Annotated in this window: 19 protein-coding genes; 11 read left to right on the top strand and 8 right to left on the bottom strand. The window is 71.2% G+C overall.

Features of this window, described 5'->3' with window-relative positions; all coding sequences use genetic code 11:
• The first annotated feature begins 272 nt into the window (after positions 1-272).
• From GTY58_RS19195 to mscL, 5 genes are all read left to right on the top strand, one after another.
• A complete protein-coding gene (locus GTY58_RS19195; protein ID WP_010985108.1) occupies positions 273-1,571 on the top strand; it encodes an MFS transporter in 1,299 nt (432 codons plus the stop codon).
• A gap of 68 nt (positions 1,572-1,639) precedes the next feature.
• Positions 1,640-1,981 (top strand): FmdB family zinc ribbon protein, encoded by a 342-nt coding sequence (locus GTY58_RS19200; RefSeq protein WP_010985109.1) that lies wholly within the window; start codon positions 1,640-1,642, stop codon positions 1,979-1,981.
• Between the two features lie 75 nt (positions 1,982-2,056).
• On the top strand, positions 2,057-2,890 hold the full coding sequence (locus tag GTY58_RS19205; protein ID WP_010985110.1) for an S-methyl-5'-thioadenosine phosphorylase: 834 nt from the start codon (positions 2,057-2,059) through the stop codon (positions 2,888-2,890).
• Positions 2,891-3,077: 187 nt separating this feature from the next.
• Positions 3,078-3,650 carry a hypothetical protein gene (locus GTY58_RS19210; RefSeq protein ID WP_037645130.1) on the top strand — a complete coding sequence of 191 codons (573 nt, stop codon included), beginning with the start codon at positions 3,078-3,080 and terminating at the stop codon, positions 3,648-3,650.
• 126 nt (positions 3,651-3,776) lie between these two features.
• Positions 3,777-4,253 (top strand): large conductance mechanosensitive channel protein MscL, encoded by a 477-nt coding sequence (gene mscL / locus GTY58_RS19215; RefSeq protein ID WP_010985112.1) that lies wholly within the window; start codon positions 3,777-3,779, stop codon positions 4,251-4,253.
• Positions 4,254-4,308: 55 nt separating this feature from the next.
• Here the strand turns inward: mscL and GTY58_RS39695 are convergent, their stop codons facing one another.
• Positions 4,309-4,485 (bottom strand): hypothetical protein, encoded by a 177-nt coding sequence (locus GTY58_RS39695; protein ID WP_010985113.1) that lies wholly within the window; start codon positions 4,483-4,485, stop codon positions 4,309-4,311.
• 101 nt (positions 4,486-4,586) lie between these two features.
• Here GTY58_RS39695 and GTY58_RS19220 point away from each other — a divergent pair, with 101 nt between their 5' ends.
• The 4 genes from GTY58_RS19220 (at position 4,587) to GTY58_RS19235 (ending at position 9,284) form a co-directional block, all read left to right on the top strand.
• On the top strand, positions 4,587-5,831 hold the full coding sequence (locus GTY58_RS19220; protein ID WP_037644785.1) for a low temperature requirement protein A: 1,245 nt from the start codon (positions 4,587-4,589) through the stop codon (positions 5,829-5,831).
• Positions 5,832-5,862: 31 nt separating this feature from the next.
• A complete protein-coding gene (locus GTY58_RS19225; RefSeq protein ID WP_010985115.1) occupies positions 5,863-6,891 on the top strand; it encodes a P1 family peptidase in 1,029 nt (342 codons plus the stop codon).
• A gap of 236 nt (positions 6,892-7,127) precedes the next feature.
• Positions 7,128-8,354 (top strand): Ig-like domain-containing protein, encoded by a 1,227-nt coding sequence (locus GTY58_RS19230; protein ID WP_010985116.1) that lies wholly within the window; start codon positions 7,128-7,130, stop codon positions 8,352-8,354.
• 180 nt (positions 8,355-8,534) lie between these two features.
• Complete coding sequence (locus tag GTY58_RS19235) at positions 8,535-9,284, top strand: DUF6227 family protein (protein ID WP_010985117.1); 750 nt, start codon at positions 8,535-8,537, stop codon at positions 9,282-9,284.
• A gap of 120 nt (positions 9,285-9,404) precedes the next feature.
• Here the strand turns inward: GTY58_RS19235 and GTY58_RS19240 are convergent, their stop codons facing one another.
• The 5 genes from GTY58_RS19240 to GTY58_RS19260 form a co-directional block, all read right to left on the bottom strand.
• Positions 9,405-9,695, bottom strand: a complete 291-nt coding sequence (locus GTY58_RS19240; protein ID WP_010985118.1) for a hypothetical protein — start codon at positions 9,693-9,695, stop codon at positions 9,405-9,407.
• Between the two features lie 194 nt (positions 9,696-9,889).
• Positions 9,890-12,004, bottom strand: a complete 2,115-nt coding sequence (locus tag GTY58_RS19245; protein WP_010985119.1) for a fructose-specific PTS transporter subunit EIIC — start codon at positions 12,002-12,004, stop codon at positions 9,890-9,892.
• Positions 12,005-12,173: 169 nt separating this feature from the next.
• Positions 12,174-13,127, bottom strand: a complete 954-nt coding sequence (gene pfkB / locus GTY58_RS19250) for a 1-phosphofructokinase (RefSeq protein WP_010985120.1) — start codon at positions 13,125-13,127, stop codon at positions 12,174-12,176.
• A complete protein-coding gene (locus tag GTY58_RS19255) occupies positions 13,124-13,885 on the bottom strand; it encodes a DeoR/GlpR family DNA-binding transcription regulator (RefSeq protein WP_010985121.1) in 762 nt (253 codons plus the stop codon). The genes pfkB and GTY58_RS19255 overlap by 4 nt, the downstream gene beginning before the upstream one ends.
• A gap of 323 nt (positions 13,886-14,208) precedes the next feature.
• On the bottom strand, positions 14,209-15,723 hold the full coding sequence (locus GTY58_RS19260) for an MFS transporter (protein ID WP_010985122.1): 1,515 nt from the start codon (positions 15,721-15,723) through the stop codon (positions 14,209-14,211).
• Between the two features lie 62 nt (positions 15,724-15,785).
• Here GTY58_RS19260 and GTY58_RS19265 point away from each other — a divergent pair, with 62 nt between their 5' ends.
• Positions 15,786-16,778 carry a YafY family protein gene (locus tag GTY58_RS19265; protein WP_010985123.1) on the top strand — a complete coding sequence of 331 codons (993 nt, stop codon included), beginning with the start codon at positions 15,786-15,788 and terminating at the stop codon, positions 16,776-16,778.
• 52 nt (positions 16,779-16,830) lie between these two features.
• On the opposite strand, the gene GTY58_RS19270 is transcribed toward GTY58_RS19265, so the two are convergent.
• On the bottom strand, positions 16,831-17,412 hold the full coding sequence (locus GTY58_RS19270; protein ID WP_037645128.1) for a TetR family transcriptional regulator: 582 nt from the start codon (positions 17,410-17,412) through the stop codon (positions 16,831-16,833).
• A gap of 1,008 nt (positions 17,413-18,420) precedes the next feature.
• Positions 18,421-19,416, bottom strand: coding sequence for a sigma-70 family RNA polymerase sigma factor (locus GTY58_RS19275; protein WP_010985125.1), 996 nt, complete (start codon positions 19,414-19,416; stop codon positions 18,421-18,423).
• A 171-nt stretch (positions 19,417-19,587) separates the two neighbouring features.
• Between GTY58_RS19275 and GTY58_RS19280 the strand changes: the two genes are divergently transcribed.
• Positions 19,588-20,106, top strand: coding sequence for a GNAT family N-acetyltransferase (locus GTY58_RS19280; protein WP_010985126.1), 519 nt, complete (start codon positions 19,588-19,590; stop codon positions 20,104-20,106).
• Positions 20,107-20,117: the final 11 nt, after the last annotated feature.

The raw sequence follows: 20,117 nt of genomic DNA on the forward strand, positions 1-20,117 counted from the left end.
TTACGGGCACGTTTCGCACGGTTCACACCTCCGGTAATCGGAGGCTACGGCCCCCATGGTGCCCGTTTTCACAGGTGTACCGGCAGCCGACCCCTGTACGATGAAGGCAGACCTAGATCGAACCAACTCTGCCTGACGCAGAGCTGGCGCGACCGTATGGCGGCCGGGACACCCTCGCAGTGGGCGCCGGTATCTACCGCAGTTCCGCGCAAGAGGACAGCTCTCGGCGCCCCCGCACGGGCGCGCTACCAGGCGGCAGAAAGGCACGGGCCGTGGCATCCACGGTCACCTCCGGGACGTCGAAGACCTCGCCGCCCCCGGACTCCTCCCGCCCGGGATACGGCCGGCTGCTGCGCACCCGCGGCGCCTGGACGTTCCTGCTCCCCGGCTTCGCCGCACGCCAGCCGTTCGCGATGCTGACCATCTCCATCGTGCTCCTCGTCCAGCACACCACCGGCTCGTACGGGGCCGCCGGCGCCGTGGCGGCCGCCACCGGCGTCTCCATGGCCCTGTTCGCCCCCTACAGCGGCCGTCTCGCCGACCGCCACGGGCAGCGCGCGATCCTGCTCCCCGGTGTCCTGGTGCACACCCTGGCGGGCCTCTCCCTGACGGCGCTGGCGCTGACCGGCGCCCCCTTGTGGGCACTGTTCGCCGCCGCCGTCCCGACCGGCGCCTCGGTGCCGCAGGTCGGGCCCATGGTGCGTGCCCGGTGGGGCGTGAAGCTCCAGGACTCGCCCCTGATGACCACCGCGGCCGCCTTCGAGTCCGTCACCGACGAGCTGACCTTCGTCCTCGGCCCGCTGCTGGCCACCGCCCTGTGCACCGCCGTGAACCCGGCCGCGGGCCTGCTCACCGAGGCCACCCTGACCCTCGTCGGCGGTCTGCTGTTCGCGGCGCAGAAGAGCACCCAGCCCGCTGTCGCCCCCGACCGGCACGCGCGCGTGGAGCACGCCTCCGCCCTGCGCGTCCCCGGAGTGCGCGTTCTGATCGTGACGTTCCTGGGCATCGGCTCGGTCTTCGGCGGCATGCAGGTGTCGCTCGCCGCGTTCTCCGAGTCGATCGGCGAGCCAGGCCTGAACGGCGTCCTGTACGGGACCTTCGCGGCCGGCAACATGCTCTCCGGCATCGTCTGCGGCGCCATCGCCTGGAAGATCGCCCCGCAGCGCCGCCTGGTCATCGGGTACGCGGCCCTCGCCCTGGCCGCCTCCGGCCTGTGGACCGCCCACTCCGTGGTCGTACTCGCCGGAATCGGCCTCCTCGTGGGCATGTGCATCGCGCCCGCCCTGATCACCGGCTACACGCTGGTCGAGGACCTGGTCCCGGCGACCGCGCGCACCGAGGCCTTCACCTGGCTGACCGGCGCGGTCGCGCTCGGCCAGGCGGCGGCCGTCACGGTCGCCGGCCAGCTGGAGGACCGGCTGTGGGACGGCGCCGGATTCCTGGTCCCGATGGCCGGTACGGTGCTGGCGCTCGCGACCCTCGTGTGCTTGCGTTCACGGCTCGCGCACCGGCCCGCGGGCCGCACGGTCGCACGTGGCGTCGGTCACCGAGTGCCGGTGACGGTGGACTGATCGCGGGGAATACGTCACTATGGACCGTCGTTAGCACTCACTGAGTGAGAGTGCCAGGAGGAAGACAAGTGCCGACCTACCAGTACCAGTGCACCGCGTGCGGCGAGGGCCTCGAGGCGGTGCAGAAGTTCACTGACGATGCCCTGACCGAGTGCCCCAGCTGCGCCGGCCGCCTGAAGAAGGTGTTCTCCGCGGTCGGCATCGTCTTCAAGGGCTCCGGTTTCTACCGCAACGACAGCCGCGGCTCGTCCTCGAGCAGCAGCCCGGCCTCGTCCGCGAAGTCGTCGGGTTCTTCGTCGTCGTCCGACTCGAAGGCGTCGTCGGACTCGAAGTCGTCGAGCTCTACGTCCTCGTCGGACTCGAAGGCGTCGTCGACGGGATCCTCGTCGGCGGGCAGCACCGCCGCCTAAGGCTTTTCTCCCGAGACCCTGCCGTCCTGCGACGGCGGGGTCTTCGGTGTTTCGGCGCCAGCTAGGGTGCTGGTCATGGCGAACGCAGAGATCGGTGTCATCGGCGGCTCGGGCTTCTACTCCTTCCTCGACGATGTGACCGAGGTCCAGATCGACACCCCGTACGGGCCGCCCAGCGACTCCCTCTTCCTCGGCGAGATCGCCGGCCGGCGGGTCGCCTTCCTCCCCCGCCACGGCCGCGGCCACCATCTGCCGCCGCACCGCATCAACTACCGCGCCAACCTGTGGGCGCTGCGCTCCGTCGGCGCGCGCCAGGTGCTCGGACCGTGCGCGGTGGGCGGCCTGCGCGCCCAGTACGGGCCCGGCACACTCCTCGTGCCGGACCAGATGGTGGACCGTACGAAGGCCCGTGCCCAGACGTACTTCGACGGGCTGCCGCTGCCCGACGGGAGCGTGCCGAACGTCGTGCACGTCTCGCTCGCCGACCCGTACTGCCCCGTCGGCCGCAAGGCCGCGCTGGCGGCGGCGCGCGGCCGCGACTGGGAACCGGTGGACGGCGGCACGCTGGTCGTGGTCGAGGGACCGCGGTTCTCCACCCGCGCCGAATCACTGTGGCATCAGGCGCAGGGCTGGTCCGTGGTGGGCATGACCGGGCATCCCGAGGCCGCGCTCGCCCGTGAACTGGAGCTGTGCTACACGTCGCTGACGCTGGTCACCGACCTCGACGCGGGTGCCGAGACCGGTCAGGGCGTCTCGCACGAGGACGTCCTGAAGGTGTTCGCCTCGAACGTGGACCGGCTGCGGGATGTGCTGTTCGACGCGGTGGCGGCCCTGCCGGCGAACGACGCGCGGGACTGCCTGTGCACGACGGCGCTCGGCGGCATGGATCCGGGGTTCGAGCTGCCGTAGCAGGGGTTCGGGCTGCCGTAGCAGGGGGTTCGGGCGGGCGTAGCAGGGGGTTCGGGCGGGCGGAACTTCCCGTTCGGGTGAGCGAGTTGTCCACAACTCGTCGGTAGTCCACGGGCTCCGGCAGGATCCGCCGCGAAGCCTCATCGTGGGATCGCAAGCCGATCTCTCGTCGCAGGTGGTGGTCACCATGGCTCAGCCCTTCTCGCACACCCACTTCTCCCCCGTCTCCCGCCCGCCCGGCACACAAGCGCCTCCGACCTGTGAGGTGCCGCACTTCGCTCCCCTGCGGGTGCGCGGCGGGCGGTACCGACTGCGCCGTCTCGCGCGGCACCGGCAGCGCGCCGTGGCCGCGGGACTGGCGGTCACGGCGGCCGCGCTGGTGGCGGCGGGCCCGCAGGACCCGGGACGGTCGCGCGGACACCCGGACCCGGGCCCGCCCGCTCACGCGGCCTCGGAGGCGGACCCCGTACGGCGGGGGCGCACGGTCCGGACGGTCACGGCACCGGTGCGGATCGCGGACGCGGCCACCGTGCGGCTCCTGCGGCCCGGCGACCGGATCGACGTGGTCGCGGCGGACAGCGGCGGTGAGACCCGGGTGGTGGCGACCGCGGCCCGCGTGACCGAGGTGCCGGACACCGGCGAGGGCATGGCCGAGAGCGGCGCCCTGGTCGTCCTCTCCGTACCCCGGGCAACGGCGGCGCGACTGGCCGGAGCGAGCACGACCTCACGGCTGGCGGTGACCCTGTGCCGAACCTGCTGAAAGGCCTCGCCGTCCGGGTATCAGGTTCCTTCTCGGTGTCACCCGATTGGACAGACGCGGGACTCCCTGACGTAGGTTGCGGAGCTGTTTGTTCCACAACTTGTGCAGGCGTAGAGGGGCCCTCTGGTGAGCGAGAAGAAGGAGACGGGCGTCCTGGCGGGCTTCAAGGCCTTCCTGATGCGCGGAAACGTCGTCGACCTGGCAGTGGCGGTGGTCATCGGCGCCGCCTTCACCAACATCGTCAACTCGGTGGTGAAGGGGATCATCAACCCCCTGGTGGGCGCGTTCGGCACGAAGGACCTCGACAAGTACAGCTCGTGCTTCAGGGCCCCCTGCCAGGTGGCGAAGGACGGCACGGTCACCAAGGGCATACCGATCATGTGGGGCACGGTGCTCAGCTCGACGCTCAGCTTCGTGATCACCGCGGCCGTCGTCTACTTCCTGATGGTCCTGCCGATGTCCAAGTACCTGGCCCGCATGGAGGCCCGTCGCAAGGCGAAGGCGGGCATGCAGGAGGTGATCGAGGTGACCGAGCTGCAAGTACTCAAGGAGATACGCGACGCCCTGGTGGCCCAGCGCGGGCCCGGACACAGCCAGGACTGACGAGGAGAATCCGGGCCGGCGCCAAGGCCAGGGCCCGGGGAGTGCGGGCCCGCGCTCAGATGTGGTGGGGCGGCTTCTCGTCGAGGAAGCGCTTCAGGTCGGCCGCGCTGTCGCTGTCGACGCCGGGCCGCTCGCCCCACCCACGGTCCGTGTCGTCCGAGGACTGCTGGCTCAGCGGGTCGTCGAAGATCAGCGCGGCCTTGGGGACACTGGGTTCGGGGGCGGTAGTCATGCCTCCAGAGTACGGGGCCGGACGTCAGCCGGTGCCGGAGCGCCCGGCGATCGGCGGGGCACACGCCGACTTCCCGGCGTCCTTCTGCTGTGCTTGGCCCCATGACCTCGTCCCCTCCTCCCCCGTCGGCCGCGGAACCCACTCCCCCGGCCCGACCGACCCCGCTCAGCCCGCTGCGCCCCATGACCGCCCGCGGACGCGGCGAGGCCCACCGCGTCGCATCACCGCTGGAGCTGTTCTTCGACCTGTGTTTCGTCGTGGCGATCGCCCAGGCGGGCGTCCAGCTCGTCCACGCCGTCGCCGCGGGGCACTCGGGCCAGGGCATCCTCAACTACGCGATGATCTTCTTCGCCATCTGGTGGGCGTGGATGAACTTCAGCTGGTTCGCCTCCGCCTACGACAACGACGACGCGCTCTACCGGATCGTCACCCTGGTGCAGATCGCCGGGGTCCTGGTACTCGCGGCAGGGGTGTCGAAGGCGTTCGAGGAGCACGACTTCCTGGTCGTCTGGCTCGGCTACGCGATCATGCGGTTCGCCATGATCGCGCAGTGGCTGCGCGCGGCGCGGGCCGGCCGGGGAGCCGAGAGAACCATGGCACTGCGGTACGCGGGCGGCGTGTTCCTGTGCCAGGTCGGCTGGCTGGGCCTGCTGGTCCTGCCGGAGCACGCGCGCCCGTGGGTCTTCCTGGTGATGGCGCTGCTCGAGCTGAGCGTTCCGGTGTACGCGGAGAAGGACTTCACGACGTCCTGGCACCCGCATCACATCGCCGAGCGCTTCGGCCTGTTCACGATCATCGTGCTGGGCGAGACGATCGCCGCGGCCACGGTCGCCGTGAAGTCGGCCGTGGACGAGCACAACGCGCTGGGCGAGCTGCTGCCCATCGCGATCGGCGGGCTGTTGATCGTCTTCGCCGCGTGGTGGATCTACTTCGTGGTACCGATCCACGGCCATCTGCGGTCCAACAGGGAGAGCTTCCTGTGGGGATACGGGCACTACCTGATCTTCGGCTCGGCGGCGGCGATCGGCGCGGGACTGGAGGTCGCCGTCGAGGAGGCGGTCGGCAAGGCGCACGTCTCGACACTGACCGCGTCCGCCGCGGTGACCCTGCCGACGGCGCTCTACCTCCTCACCGTATGGGTGCTGCACTCCCGTTACTTCAAGGTGGGTATCGCCCAGCAACTCGTGCTGCCGACGGCCGCGCTGCTGGTGATCGTGTGCACGTTCCTGGGCGAGTGGGCGGTCCTCGGCGCGGGGATCGTGTCCGCGGGGGCGGTGGCGAGCGGGGTGATGCTGACGGTACGCATGGCCGCGCGGCAGAAGGGCAGAGCGGCGACAACGGCATAACGAAGGCCGGGGGCGCAGGAAGACTGGCCCCATGACAGTTGACGCTCTGACAGATGTCGCGGGCCTGCGCGTGGGGCACGCCACGCGGACCGGCGGCGGTTGGCTCACCGGGACCACGGTCGTACTCGCCCCCGAGGGCGGCGCCGTCGCGGCCGTGGACGTACGCGGTGGCGGACCCGGCACCAAGGAGACCGATGCGCTGGACCCGCGCAATCTGGTGCAGCGGGTCGAGGCGGTCGTACTGACCGGCGGCAGCGCATACGGGCTGGACTCGGCGTCGGGCGTGATGGCCTGGCTGGAGGAGCAGCGGCGCGGAGTGCGCGTCGGCCCGGACCCGGCGCATGTCGTGCCGGTCGTGCCGGCGGCCTGTGTGTTCGACCTGGGCCGTGGCGGAGACTTCCGGGCGCGGCCGGACGCGGCCACCGGGCGGGCCGCGGTGGAGGCCGCCGCCGCGAGCGAGCCGGGCGCCCCCGTGCCGGAGGGATGCGTGGGCGCCGGTACGGGAGCGGTGGTCGGGCAGGTCAAGGGCGGGGTAGGCACGGCGAGCACGGTGCTCGGCTCGGGAATCACGGTGGCCGCGCTGGTGGTGGCCAACGCGGCGGGTTCGACGGTGGATCCGGAAACGGGGGTGCTGTACGGGGAGTTGTTCCAGGGACGTGTCGTGTATCCGGCGGACGGGGTCCACGAGGCCGCCCGGCGGCGGCTGGCCGAGACGGCCGCGAAGAACGCGCCGCCTCCGCTGAACACCACCCTCGCGGTGGTGGCCACCGACGCCGAGCTCACCAAGGCGCAGGCGCAGAAGCTCGCGGGCACGGCACACGACGGGATCGCGCGGGCCGTGCGGCCGGTGCATCTGCTCAGCGACGGCGACACGGTGTTCACGCTGGCGACCGGCGCCCACCCGCTGCCCTCCGACAGCCCCCTGGCGCTCAACGAGGTGCTGGCGGCGGGCGCGGACGTGGTGACGCGGGCGATCGTCCGAGCAGTACGGGCGGCCGAGTCGGCGGACGGTCCGGGCGGGACGTGGCCTTCGTACGGGGAGCTGTACGGGAGCCGGTAGTGGTCGGGCGGTGGGGGCGGGGAGGGGAGGGGGCCCGGAGGGAGCGGCGGGGGGAGGGGGGAGGGGCCCCCGGGGGAGGACCTCCGAGGGGGTGGGCGATTGTCCCGGTTCTGTCACGCGATGGCGTTCACCGGAAGCGGTGGGAACCCTTCCTCGCGGCGTTCGCTCTTTCTCGGCGTACCGCGCGGAGCACGCGGCACGCCCGTCCCGCCCCTCACGACCATCTGGAGAAGCCCGTGGCAACGCCGAACATCGCAGCACGGCGCGCAGTGGTGGCCTGTGCCGCCCTCGTGGTCGGCGCTCTCAGTCTCACCGCCTGCGGTGGCAGCGCCGACGCCAACGTCGGTAAGGGGGACGGCAAGAGCGGCAGCGGCTCGGGCAACACGTCCACCGCGAAGATCACCATTTCGGCGAAGGACGGCTCGACGGGCGCGTCGATCAACGCGACCGGTGTGAAGGTCAGTGACGGGAAGCTGACCGATGTGAAGATGACGGTGGCGGGCGCCGGTACGGCCGTGTCGGGGGCGATATCCGCGGACGGGAAGAGCTGGAAGCCCGCCAAGCAGTTGGACCGCGGGGTGAAGTACCAGATCTCCGCCACCGCCAAGGACGCGAGCAACCGCACCGCGGCCGCCAACTCGATCTTCACCACGGTCAATTCGGCCAACAGTTTCATCGGCACGTACACACCCGACAACGGGAGCACGGTCGGTGTCGGGATGCCGGTCTCCTTCAACTTCGACAAGGTGATCGGCGACAAGAAGGCCGTGCAGTCGCACATCACCGTCAGTTCGAGCAGCGGGCAGCGGGTGGTCGGGCACTGGTTCGGGGCGCAGCGGCTCGACTTCCGGCCCGAGGCGTACTGGAAGGCCGGTTCCAAGGTCACGATGAAGATCGACCTGGACGGGGTCGAGGGCGCGAACGGCGTCTTCGGGGTGCAGAAGAAGACGGTCACCTTCACCGTCGGGCGTTCCCAGGTGTCGACGGTCGATGTCAGTACGCAGACCATGACAGTGGTGCGGGACGGCAAGACCGTCAAGTCGGTCCCGATCTCGGCGGGCAGCCCGCAGCACACCACGTACAACGGGCAGATGGTGATCTCCGAGAGGTTCGCGCAGACGCGGATGAACGGCTCGACGGTCGGTTACGGCGGCGAGTACGACATCCCGGACGTGCCGCACGCGATGCGTCTGACGAGCTCCGGAACCTTCATCCACGGCAACTACTGGTACAACCGCGGCAACCCGCCCTTCGGCAGGCAGGGCACCAGCCACGGCTGTGTCGGTCTCGCCGATGTGCAGGGGGCGCAGGGCGACACGGTCGCGAAGTGGTTCTACGACAACTCGCTCGTCGGGGACGTCGTGACGGTGAAGAACTCCCCCGACAAGACGGTCGCGCCGGACAACGGTCTGAACGGCTGGAATATGTCGTGGAGCGCGTGGACCGCCGGAAGTGCCGTCTGACCAGGGCTTATTGAGGGCCGCTTCGGGGCGGGGCGGACGTTCGGGCGGGCCGTGCGGGAACTTGCCGCATGGCCCGCCCGTTTTCCGTCCACACGTTTTCTCGGTTCGTGGGCACGATGTCCGACCGAGGGGCTACGGTATGCACCCACAAGGTGACATGCAGCAACGCCGGGAGAAGCCTTGAGCGTTCCGTACGAGACAGCAGCGTACGAACCACCCGAGTCGCCCGAGTCTCCGGAGGAGCATCTCGCGCGACTCCTCGGCCGTGCGCTGAACTCGTTCGAGCTGCCCGACGAGACGATATGGCGGCTCGACTGCGCGCTGGCGCACGACAGTTCGCTGCACTCCGCGCACCACAGCGCGGGGCTGCACCGGGAGACGTACCGGCACACCTGGCTGCTCGCCGACGGCTCGGCGGTCACGCTGTGGGAGCTGGTGCACAACACGGCGCCCGGCAGCCATCCGCAGCACGAGGTGTACGTGGACGAGGAGGAGTTGCTGGCGGCCACGGCCCGGCTGCCGCTGCCGCCGGACGCCCCGGACTTCGAACTGCCGGTGCTGGTGCAGTTGTCGCCGATCCCCGAGCCGCGCCACGCCTACCTGCCCGAGAACTCCGCGGACCACGCGCGTCGGCTGCTGCGCCGTGCGGAGAACCCGGATCCGCCGGACGCGGACCTCGCCTCGCTGCTGCTCGGCTCGGCGTTCGCGCACCAGATCACCCAGGCCTTCGGGCGCCCGTGCCGGGCCGGCCAGATGAGGCTGTGCTTCTCGCTCTACGAGCACGCGTTCCTGCTCCGTGACGGACGTGAGCTGTCCCTGTGGGAGGTCGAGCACACGGCGACGCCGGACGGGCGGCACATGTGCGAGGTGTACGCGTCGGAGGAGGCGGCACGCGAGGCGATGGAGCGGCGGGCGGCGACGCTGGGCTGAGGCCGCGAAGCCGACGCCGGTGGGCTTCTTTACCGACAGCGCCTTTGCCGACAGCGCCTTTGCCGACAGCGCCTTTGCCTACGGGGCCTTTGTCTACGAGACCTGCGCGACCGACGCGCCCTAAGAGCGGCCGTCGCTGAACTGGCGTACCAGACCGGCGAAGGCGTCGCGTTCGGCCGGGGTCAGGTCGACGGATTCCAGCGCGGGGCCCGCCTGGCGCTGGCGGGGCAGTGCCCGCAGCACGTCGCGGCGGCGGTGGGCGCCGCGGTGCCGTACTCCGTGCCCGCCGCGTGGGGCACGGGGGGCGCGTGGGGCACGCAACAGGCGTATCAGGCCGGCGATCCAGACGCCCATGGCCAGGGCGAGGACGGTCACACCGGTCAGTTGGAGGATCGACGCGTGCTCGGGCATGAGTTCCAGTAGACACCACGGCCCGCCGCTTCAGCCCCGGACCGTGACCTATCTCGCAGGTCCGGCGAAGGGTTCACCGCGGCCGCAAGGGGGGCAATCGGCCGATCGCATATCCCTGCCAACAGGGGCAAAACAGTCGGCCGCAGCTCCCGTTCTCGGCGGGGCTGCGGCCGACTGTGCTCAGCGGATGTCGCTCAGGCCGCGACCGGCTGCTTGGAGTCGGTCTTGGCCGGTATCGGCGCCTGTGCGGCCTCCTTGGTGACGTCGTCGGGGCTCTGCTTGCGCATGCCCTTCAGGGCGACCACCAGGGCGGTGGAGACGCAGACACCTGCCGCGATGGCGACCAGGTACAGCAGCGGGTTGCCGATCAGCGGGACCACGAAGATGCCGCCGTGCGGGGCGCGCAGCGTGGCGCCGAACGTCATGGACAGGGCGCCGGTGACCGCACCGCCCGCCATGGCCGAGGGGATGACGCGCAGCGGGTCCGCCGCCGCGAACGGGATCGCGCCTTCGGTGATGAAGGAGGCGCCGAGGACCCAGGCGGCCTTGCCGTTCTCGCGCTCGGTCTGGGTGAAGAGCTTGCCGCGTACGGTCGTTGCCAGGGCCATGGCCAGCGGCGGAACCATGCCGGCCGCCATCACCGCGGCCATGATCTTCATCGCCGAGTCGCTGGGGCCGGCGACCGCGATACCGGCGGTGGCGAAGGTGTACGCGACCTTGTTGACCGGGCCGCCGAGGTCGAAGCACATCATCAGGCCGAGCAGCGCGCCGAGCAGGACGGCGTTGGTGCCGGTGAGGCCGTTCAGCCAGTCGGTCATGCCCTTCTGGGCCGAGGCGATGGGTTTGCCGATCACGACGAACATCAGGAATCCGACGATCGCCGCGGAGATCAGCGGGATCACCACCACCGGCATGACGCCGCGCAGGGCCGCGGGGATCTTGACCTTCTGGATCCCGATCACCACACCACCGGCGATGAGACCGGCGGCCAGGCCGCCGAGGAAGCCCGCGTTGATGGTGAGGGAGATCGCGCCGCCGACGAAGCCGGGCACGAGACCCGGCCGGTCCGCCATGCCGTACGCGATGTAGCCGGCCAGGACCGGGACGAGGAAGCCGAAGGACACGACGCCGATCTGGAAGAACAGCGCGCCCCAGCTGTCCGCCTGGGTCCACAGGAAGTGGTCCATGACCGACGGCGCCTTGTTGATCTTGTAGCCGCCGATCGCGAAGCCGAGGGCGATCAGCAGACCGCCGGCCGCGACGAACGGAACCATGTAGCTCACGCCGCTCATCAGCCACTTGCGCAGCTTGGTGCCGTAGCCCTCGCCCGACTCGCCGCCGCGCTCGACCGGTGTGGCGGCGGCCGACCCGGAGGTCACCTCGCCGCGCTCGGCCTTGCCGCGGACCTCGGTGAGGAGTGCGGCGGGACGGTTGATTCCGGCCTTCACTCCGACGTCGACGGTGGGCTTTCCGGCGAACCGGTCCTTGTCCCGTACGGGTACGTCGTGCGCGAAGATCACGCCGTCCGCCGCCGCGATGACGGCCGGGTCGAGGCGGGTGAAGCCGGCCGAGCCCTGTGTCTCGACGACGATGTCGATGCCCGCCTCGCGGCCCGCGTTCTCCAGCGACTCGGCCGCCATGTAGGTGTGCGCGATGCCGGTGGGGCAGGAGGTGACGGCGACGACACGGAAGGGACGCGCGTCGTTGTCGCTCGGTGCGCCGTCGGTGGCGGCGGCGCCCGGCGCCGGGGCGGAACCGTCGTCGACGGTCGCGCCCGGCACCGGGGCCGTGCCCTCCGTGGCGGTGCCGGCGGAGGCCGCCGCAATCGGCTCCGCCACGGAGTTCTCGGAGGTGCCGGCGGCCGGGGTCTCGTCGCCGCGGATGAGTGCGGCGGCGGCGGCCGCGTCGTCCACGGCCCGCAGTGCGGAGGTGAACTCGGCGTTCATCAGCTGCCGGGCGAGGGAGGAGAGGATGGTGAGGTGGGCGTCGTCCGCGCCTGCCGGGGCGGCGATCAGGAAGATCAGGTCGGCGGGGCCGTCCGGCGCGCCGAAGTCGATCCCGGCCGCGCTGCGTCCGAAGGCCAGCGTGGGCTCGGTGACGTGTTCGCTGCGGCAGTGCGGGATGCCGATGCCGCCGTCGAGGCCGGTCGGCATCTGCGCCTCGCGGGCGGCGACGTCGGCGAGGAAGCCGTCCAGGTCGGTCACCCGGCCCTTCGCCACCATCCGCTCGGCGAGGGCACGTGCCGCCGCCTCTTTGGTCTGGGCGGACAGGTCGAGGTCGACCAGGTCCGCGGTGATCATCTCGCTCATCGCGGGCTCCTTCGCACGCGTATGGCCCGGGGGGACTGGTGGGCACAGGTGGGGACGGGGGTGTTGCGTTCGTATGTGACGGAAATCCGGGGAGTGTCACATGCGCCGAGGGGGGTGGTGCGGTTGCGGGCGGGGCTGGGGAATCCCCGCCGCTTCAGGGCCGGGGCGCTCATGACACCGGCTCCGTCAGTACGCGGTCCACGGGCACCTCTGCCGTGACGGTCACGGCGGAGGGGTCGAGGTCGGCCGGCTTCGGCATCACGCTGCCGGGCAGCTGTACGGCGGCGGCGCCATGGGCGACGGCGGAGGCGAGGGCGTCGGCTCCGCTGCCGCCGGCGATGAGGAAGCCGGCGAGGGAGGAGTCGCCGGCGCCCACGTCGCTGCGTACGGCGTCGACGCGTGCGCTGCCGAACCAGGTGCCCGAGGCGTCGACGAGCAGTTGCCCGTCCGCGCCGAGGCTGGCCAGTACGGCGCCGGCGCCGAGACCGCGCAGTTCTTCGGCGGCCTTGACGGCGTCGCCGACGGTGGCGAGGGGGCGGCCGACCGCCTCGGCGAGTTCTTCCGCGTTGGGCTTGACGACGTCGGGCCGCTCGCGGAGGGCTTCCAGCAGGGCGGGTCCTGAGGTGTCCAGCGCGATCCGGGCGCCGGCCGCGTGGGCCCGGGCGACCAGGTCGGCGTACCAGGAGGGGGCGAGGCCGCGCGGGAGGCTGCCGCAGCAGGTGATCCAGGTGGTGTCGCCGGCCCGGTACTGCTCACGGACCGTCTCCAGGAGCAACTCGGCCTCGGCGGGCGTGAGTTCCGGCCCGGGGGCGTTGATCTTCGTGAGTGTGCCGTCGGGTTCGGCGACGGAGATGTTGGAGCGGGTGGCTCCGGCGACCGGGACCGGCGCCACGTCGATGCCCTGGGCGTCGAGCAGTGCGGCGACGAAGGCGCCGGGCGCGCCGCCGAGCGGGAGCACGGCGACGGTCCGCTGTCCGGCCGCGGCGACGGCCCGGGACACGTTCACACCCTTGCCGCCCGGGTCCATGCGTTCGCCGGTGGCCCGGATGACCTCGCCGCGGTCGAGCGACGGGACCTCGTACGTACGGTCGAGGGAGGGGTTCGGGGTGACGGTGAGGATCATGCGCGCACTACTTCCGTGCCGCCGCGCTCCATGGCGGTGGCGTCTTCGGGGCTCAACCCGCTGTCGGTGATCAGCAGGTCCACATCACCGAGGTCGCCGAAGCGGGCGAAGTGCTCCTGGCCGTGCTTGGAGGAGTCGGCGAGCAGCACCACGCGGCGTGCGGCACGGACGGCCGCGCGCTTGACGGCGGCCTCGGCGAGGTCGGGGGTGGTCAGTCCGTGCTCGGCGGAGAAGCCGTTGGCCGCGACGAACAGGACGTCGGCGCGGATCTCGCTGTACGCGCGCAGGGCCCAGGCGTCCACGGCGGCCCGCGTACGGTGCCGGACGCGCCCGCCGACCAGGTGGAGCTGGATGCCGGGGTGGTCCGCGAGGCGGGCGGCGATGGGCAGGCTGTGGGTGACGACGGTGAGCGTCGCGTCCAGGGGCAGCGCCCCGGCCAGGCGGGCGACGGTCGATCCGGCGTCGAGGATCATCGTGCCGTCGGCCGGCAGCTCGGCGAGGGCGGCTTCGGCGATGCGGTCCTTCTCGTCGGCGGCCGTGCTCTCGCGCTCGGCGAGGTCGGGCTCGAAGTCGAGGCGCCCGGCCGGTATGGCACCGCCATGCACGCGACGGAGGAGGCCGGCGCGGTCGAGGGTCTTCAGATCGCGGCGGATGGTCTCCGCGGTGACCTGGAACTCCTCCGCCAGGGATACGACATCCACCCGCCCGCCGTCACGGGCGAGCCGGAGAATCTCCTGCTGCCGCTCCGGTGCGTACATGTCCGTTCGCCTCCGCTTCATGCCCGAACCTGTGGTTTCAATCGGAGGCTACGCGCGGATTTCCGGAAAGTAAACAGGTTCGGGCGCGATGTGGGCACAAACGGGCGTCTGACTGTGTGAAGGCGAGAGACCCATGGCACGGGGCTCGAAGACAAGAGGCTCGAAGACAAGAGGTCGAACGCTGGAGATCGAACGCTGGAGATCGAACGCTGGAGATCGAAGCAGGAAAGAGGTCTGGGAAGAAGGAGAAGCGGGCCGCGCTCAGGCGCGACCCGCTTCCGCGGTGGTGGTGAGACCCCGAAATCAGGGATGAGAACCCTGGGTCAGGGGACGAGCACCGGCTCCTTCTCCCCCAGGGTGTCCGCGGCCCCGGCCCCCTCCACGTGCTGCGCCGGCCGCTTCGGCAGCGCGAACATCAGCAGGAAGATGACCGCCAGCACCACCGCCACCCACCCGAGCGCGTGCTGGAAGGCGTGTGCGAAGGCCGGCCCCACCTGGGCCCGGGTAAGACGGTCGCCGATCTCGCCGAAGAAGACCACCGAGACCAGACCGAGCCCCAGCGCGTTGCCCATCTGCTGGACCGTGTTGATCAGGCCCGAGGCCGAGCCGGAGTGCTCGCGCGGGACCTCCGACAGCACCGCGTCCGTCAGCGGGGCCACGATGAAGCCCATGCCCGCGCCCATGACCACCAGCGGAAGAGCCATCTGCCAGGAGGCGATGGCCATCCCGTAACGGTCGGACTCCCAGATGTAGAGCAGCACGCCGAGGGCCATGAGCAGCGCGCCCGCCTGCAGCACCTTGCGCCCGAAGCGCGGGACCAGCAGCTGCACCGACATGCCCGCCGCCGCGGACACCGCGATCGAGAAGGGCACCCCGGTCAGGCCCGCCCGCAGCGCGCTCCACCCCAGCCCCATCTGCATGTAGAGCGTCCAGACCAGGAAGAAGATGCCGAGGGCGATACCGAAGACGGTCTGTACGGCGATGCCCGCCGCGAAGCTCTTCACCTTGAACAGCGACAGCTCGACCAGCGGCGACCCGTCCCGCGCCGTCTTCCGCCTCTCGTACGCCACCAGCGCCGCGAAGACGACCAGCGCGCCCGCCATCGACACATGCCCCCACAGCGGCCAGCCCAGCTCACGGCCGCGGGTCAGCGGGTAGAGCAGCATCAGCAGGCCGAGCGTGACGAGGGCGACGCCGACGAGGTCGAGCTTGAGGGCGCGCGGGGCCTTGGACTCGGTGATGAACCGACGGCCCAGGATCAGTCCGGCCACGCCCACCGGCAGGTTGATGAGGAAGATCGGCCGCCATTCAAGGCCGAAGAGGTTCCACTCGGTGAGCAGCGCGCCGAGCAGTGGACCGGAGACGGCGCCGAGCCCCACGATCGCGCCGAAGAGACCGAAGACCTTGCCCCGCTCGTGTGCCGGGAAGGTCGCGTGCACGATCGACAGCACCTGCGGCACCATCATCGCGGCCATTCCGCCCTGGAGGATGCGCGAGGCGACGAGCATCTCCGGGTTCGCGGCGAAGCCGCACAGCGCCGAGGCGAGCGTGAAGCCGCCTATGCCGATGAGGAAGAGCCGCTTGCGGCCGTGAATGTCGCCGAGCCGCCCGCCGGTGATGAGCCCGGCGGCGAAGGCCAGCGCGTATCCCGCCGTGATCCACTGGATCTGGCCCCACGAGGCGCCTGCGTCCCGCTGGATCGACGGGATCGCGATGTTGACGATCGTGACGTCGACCAGGTCCATGAAGGCCGCTGTCATCACGATCGCGAGCGCGAACCAGCGGCGCCGGTCGGCCGCGGCGGCCGGGCTGTTGAGAGGGGTCTCGGTGGAGGTCATGCTCCGAAGGTAGGACACCATTAGGTCAGATCATGTCCTAGATGTGCGGCACTCTGGGAAACATGACGACGGACACCCCGGCCAGGCTGCTCCAGCTCCTCTCCCTCCTCCAGACGCCCCGCGAGTGGCCGGGCGGTGAGCTCTCCGACCGGCTCGGGGTGTCCCGGCGTACCGTCCGGCGTGACATCGACCGGCTGCGGGAGCTGGGCTATCCGGTGCAGGCGACCAAGGGGTCCGACGGCGGATACCGGCTGGTGGCGGGCAAGGCCATGCCGCCGCTCGTCCTCGACGACGAGGAGGCCGTGGCGATCGCGGTGGGGCTGCGGGCCGGGGCGGGGCACGCGGTCGAGGGCGTGGACGAGGCGTCCGTACGGGCCCTCGCCAAGCTGGAGCAGGTGCTGCCGTCGCGGCTGCGGCACCGCGTGTCCACGCTCCAGGCCGCCACCACCCCGCTCACCAGCGGCGACGGCGCGAGCATCGCACCCGAGACGCTGACCGTGATGGCTTCGTCGATCGCCGGCCGAGAACGTCTGCGGTTCGCCTACCGCTCCGGGGACGGAACGCCGTCCCGCCGCCAGACCGAGCCGTACCGGCTGGTCTCGACCGGGCGTCGCTGGTACCTCGTCGCATACGACCTGGACCGCGAGGACTGGCGTACGTTCCGGGTCGACCGGGTCAGTGAGCCGTTCGCGACCGGCGCGCGGTTCACGCCGCGGGAGCTGCCTACGGGGAACGCGGCGGAGTTTCTGCGGCAGTCGATGTTCCGGCGGCAGGAGACGTACGAGTTCGAGGTGACGTTCGCCGCGCCCGCGGAGTTCGTCGCGGCCCGCCTGCCCAACTGGCTCGGCGCGCCCGAGCCGATCGACGAGCACAGCTGCCGGCTGCGCGCTTCCGCCGGCGACTCCGTGGAGTGGCTGGCGGTGCGGATCGCCATGGTCGACTGTGAGTTCACGGTGCAAGAGCCGCCGGAACTGGTGGGGTGCGTAAGGGAGTTGGGGGGACGACTGACCCGGGCGGTGGGCGCGGACGACGGGTGGGCGACGGACAGCCGGTGACACAGCCGGTCACTCAGCCGCTGACTGCGGGTGCGGGCGGGCGCCGGGTGGCTCAGAGTTCGTCCCACGGGAAGTTCCGCAGGGTCTCGAGGTTGCGTACGGCGAGATCCGCGGGCCCCTGGGGACCGACGGCCGGTGCGTCGTCCGCCGCCCAGCTCTCCACCGCCACCCGGACGGCGGCGCCGGCCACGGCGGCGGCGAAGCGGACGGCCGGGGAGTCCGGGGCGGCCACCACCCCGGGCCGGGCCGCCAGCACCTCCGCCAGTTCCCCGTCCGCGGCCTGGCAGATCTCCGCCCACACCTTCGCGAGCGCCGGGTTGGTGCCGGTGAGGCGCAGGAGGGAGCGGACCCACTCCAGGGAGGTGTGGGACACGCCGACGCCGGGGGTCAGGGTGCGGACCACGGCGTGGTGCAGGGCGTCCGGGACGGAGAGTGCGGCGGGGGCTTCGCGCACCGCCTCCGCCCACTTGTGGGCGCCCGCCGAGAAGAGGGGGGCGAGCGACTCCTCCTTGGTGGCGAAATAACGGTAGAAGGTGCGGGGCGCGACCCCGGCGGCGCGGGCGATGTCCTCGGCGCGGGTGGCACGCAGCCCGTCCGCCATGAAGAGTCCCGCGGCGGCCCGGGCGATCTCCATCCGGGTCGCCGCCTTGCGCCGCTCGATCAGGGACGCGCCTGCGGAAGCTTTCGACGTGCGGCCGGCGGAAGGGCCGGTCGCACGGTTGGTACCGGTCACGGACGGCAGGTTATGCCGCTGTGGCACAATCTGCCATCCGGGTCGCCCCGGGGTTCAGGTTCGGGGCGACCCGTCGGCGTGTGCCCGCAAAAGGAGCCGAGCTCCGGTGCCAGGGGGGGAGGCACCGAAGCTCGGCTCGGGAGAGTCGAGCTTCGGCGCCGGGGGGGGTGGCGCCGAAGCTCGGCTCGGGAAGAGTCCCGGCGCCGGGGGGAGTGCGTCGGGACTGTGGTTCTGGTGGGGGCTGCGGGCTCGCGGCCCGGCCCCCGAATTTCCTGGGCCCGGAGGTCTTGTGCCCCGGGTCCAGCCGGTTGAAGCGACGTAACACGCCATGTCTGTGCGGCGCGGCCGAAGCTGTGACACCCGAGCCGCACGGGGGGTGTGCGGCGGGTGGGGCCGCACTTCCAAGCCATCGGGGCTCGGCTCCTCTTGTCGTGCGGGCGTCGGCCGCCGGGAGCCTGCCGCCGGCCGCGCTTCCAAGCCGTCGCCGCCGCAGGGCCGCGCTTCCAAGCCGTCGCCGCCCCCGGCCCACCGGCCGGGCACACGCGGCCCGCGTCCCTCCGCGAACGACCACCGTCGGGCAGCCACGGCCCGCCACCGTCCGACCGCCTGGGCCCACCGCCAGGCGACCGCCGCGACATCGACTCACCCGTTGAGCAACCGCCGCAACCGCCGTGCCGCCCTCAAGCGGCCGCCCCGGGCAAGCAGGGACACCGCCATCGGGCACTCCCGACCCGTGACCCTCGATCAGGCACTTCTCGGCAGCCCGCGCGGGCCATCACCCCAGACCTCGGGCAACCGATCCGACACGCACCCTCCGGAACTCGGGCACCGCTCAGGCGCACCCCTCAGGCACCCTCCGCCGCACTCGAGCGATCGCCGGGCAACCGCCGGGCAACCGCCGAAGACCCCTTACGCCGCCGCGTCGAACCCGGTGCTCCGGGCCAGCTTCTTCAGTTCCAGCAGGGCGTGCTTCTCGATCTGGCGGATGCGCTCGCGTGTGAGGCCGTGCTCCTTGCCGACCTCCGTCAGCGTGCGCTCCCGGCCGTCGTCGATGCCGTACCGCATCTTGATGATCGAGGCCGTGCGCTGGTCGAGGCGGCCGATGAGGTCGTCGAGCTCCTCGCTGCGCAGCAGCGTCAGCACCGACTGCTCCGGCGATACCGCCGACGTGTCCTCCAGGAGGTCGCCGAACTGCGTCTCGCCCTCGTCGTCGACATGCATGTTCAGTGAGACCGGGTCGCGCGCCCAGTCCAGGACGTCCGTGACCCGCGCCGGGTTCGAGTCCAGCTCGGCCGCGATCTCCGCGGGCTCCGGCTCACGGCCATGCTCCCGGTTGAACTCGCGCTGCACTCGCCGGATCCGGCCCAGCTCCTCCACCAGGTGGACGGGCAGACGGATCGTCCGCGACTGGTCGGCGATCGAGCGGGTGATGGCCTGCCGGATCCACCAGGTCGCGTACGTCGAGAACTTGAAGCCCTTGCGGTAGTCGAACTTCTCGACCGCGCGCACCAGGCCCGCGTTGCCCTCCTGGATCAGGTCGAGCAGCGGGAGCCCGCTACGGGGGTAGCGGCGCGCCACGGCCACGACGAGCCTCAGGTTGGACTTGATGAAGACGTCCTTGGCCCGCTCGCTGTCGGCGACGAGCGATTCGAGTTCCTCGCGAGTGGCCTCCGCCCTGGGCTCCTCCTCGCCGTCGAGGATCTGCCGCGCGAAGACACCTGCCTCGATGATCTGGGACAGTTCGACTTCCTTGGCGGCATCGAGCAGTGGCGTACGGGCTATCTCGTCGAGGTACATGCCGACCAGGTCGCGGTCGGCGATTTCGCCGCCTACGGCGCGAACGCTGCTTGCCGCGTCGGTCCCGCCGGCGGCGGACTTACGACGGGCGACGGCACGGGTTGCCATGCGTGCTCCCTTGCGATGGTGGGCTGACGGATGGTCCTGTGGCGCTGGTGACACCCTTCCGGGTGCCCCGCTTCCGAAGGAAACAACGACTGGAATCCGGACAGAATTCCCAACCCGCCCTTCGATTTTTCTGATCATGCAGTACCCTGTCCGGCCACGAGGGGAGGCGGGATGCCGTCGGAACGTACAGAGGTGCAGGTCAGGTCGGGAGTCGAGGCCGACCTCAAAGCCCTCACCGACATCTACAACCACTATGTACGTGAGACGCCCATCACATTCGATACCGCCGCCTTCACGCCGGAAGAGCGCCGCCCTTGGCTGCTCTCCCACCCTGAAGACGGACCGCACCGGCTGATGGTTGCCACGGGCGCGGACTCACAGGAGATTCTTGGGTACGCCACCAGCAGTCCTTTCCGCGCCAAGCCCGCCTACACCACCTCCGTCGAGGTGACCGTCTACGTCGCCCCGGACGCGGCTGGCCGTGGCATCGGCACGCTCCTCTACGGCGCCCTCTTCGAGGCGCTGGCGGGCGAGGATCTCCACCGCGCCTACGCGGGCATCGCCCAGCCCAACGAAGCGTCCACGCGGCTGCATGAACGCTTCGGGTTCCGGCATGTCGGCACCTACCGGGAGGTGGGCCGCAAGTTCGGACGGTACTGGGACGTGGCCTGGTACGAGAGGGAGCTGTAGCCGTACGCCGA

It is taken from the genome of Streptomyces sp. SID5469, from assembly GCF_009862865.1.
Classification (GTDB): domain Bacteria; phylum Actinomycetota; class Actinomycetes; order Streptomycetales; family Streptomycetaceae; genus Streptomyces; species Streptomyces avermitilis.